Here is a 1,143-nt window from a genome sequence, read left to right on the forward strand (position 1 = left end):
CACGAGTCCCACGCCTCCCGCCAGGGCCGGAACGTTCATTGAACCTTCCTGCTCCCTCGATTCTTCAGACACGATGGTGACGGTGGAGTCCTCCGACCACGCGGACTCCGCGAGCCTGGGATCCCATGCCGGCGCGGCCTCCTGGGCATTGCGAGGCTGGTTGAGCTCCGAGGTCACGATGAGCTGATGAAGTCCGCGCGCACCTTCCAGCACCGCGTCGTCCGGACTCCCACGTTTGAAGGCGGGAACCACGTCGTTCGCCATGATGGCGTCACTGCGGGCCTGCTCACCCGGACCATCCACCCCGTCGCCCAGGATGATCTCCGCCGCGCGGTCCTTCAGCGCGACGAAGAGCAGCGCACCATCATTCCGACGGGCCGTGCCAAGCCCCCACCGGTTGAAGAGCTCCAGCGCGAAGGCGCGCGGCGGACGGCTCCCCGTCGTATCCACCACCACCACCGCGAGCTGGCCTTGCCCGTCGCGAACCAGGGCCTCGCCAAGCTGGTCCACCTCCGCGAGCATCCGCGGCGTGAGCGTCCCGGTCATGTCCACGGACCAGGCTCCGCTTGCAAGCCGCGGCACTTCTTCCACGGTGACACCCAGGGCCGGAGCGCCAAAGGCGCAACACGCCAGGAACACCCAACGCATCCAAGTACGCATGGGCTCGGAAGCTACCCTGTTCAGGCAAGTCGGGTAAGGGACGGACGGGTGACACCGCGGCTGAAGCAGGCAAGCCCGGCTTGGCGTCCGCCGCCGCGCGCCTGACGCAATCATCAGACTACTGTGATGAAGCCATTTCCGCGAAGGCCGTACCGTGAAGTCACCCTCACCATCGGGCTCAGCCGCCTCCACTGAGTTGGACGTGTCAGGAGCTCCCTCCGTTCAGGAGCTGCATCGACTTCACTTCATGAGGCGATGCAGCTCCTCGTCCTTCACCCACCAGATGCTGTCGACAGGAATGACGTAGAACCCCGCAGCCGCGAGGGAGAGCAGTGCTGGTGGGACCCATCCATAAACGAGCCCCCCAAAGCTTCCGGTGTCTTCGTGCGCGAACCAGGTATCCCAACCCGGGATGTCATAGCCATCCACGAAGCCATTCGATGGCTCTGTCGCGGCGCCGCACAAGTCGGTATTGAAATCCGT

The 1,143-nt window shown here is 65.0% G+C and carries 1 protein-coding gene and 1 pseudogene; both read right to left on the bottom strand.

The window, feature by feature from the left end; translation table 11 throughout:
* The coding region (locus G4D87_RS38000; protein WP_240358946.1) for a TPM domain-containing protein at nt 1–546 on the bottom strand (546 nt) is incomplete at its 3' end.
* A 354-nt stretch (nt 547–900) separates the two neighbouring features.
* A pseudogene (locus G4D87_RS38005) lies at nt 901–1,143 on the bottom strand (hypothetical protein); the annotation flags it as partial.

This window comes from Myxococcus vastator (genome assembly GCF_010894475.1).
Lineage (GTDB): Bacteria > Myxococcota > Myxococcia > Myxococcales > Myxococcaceae > Myxococcus > Myxococcus vastator.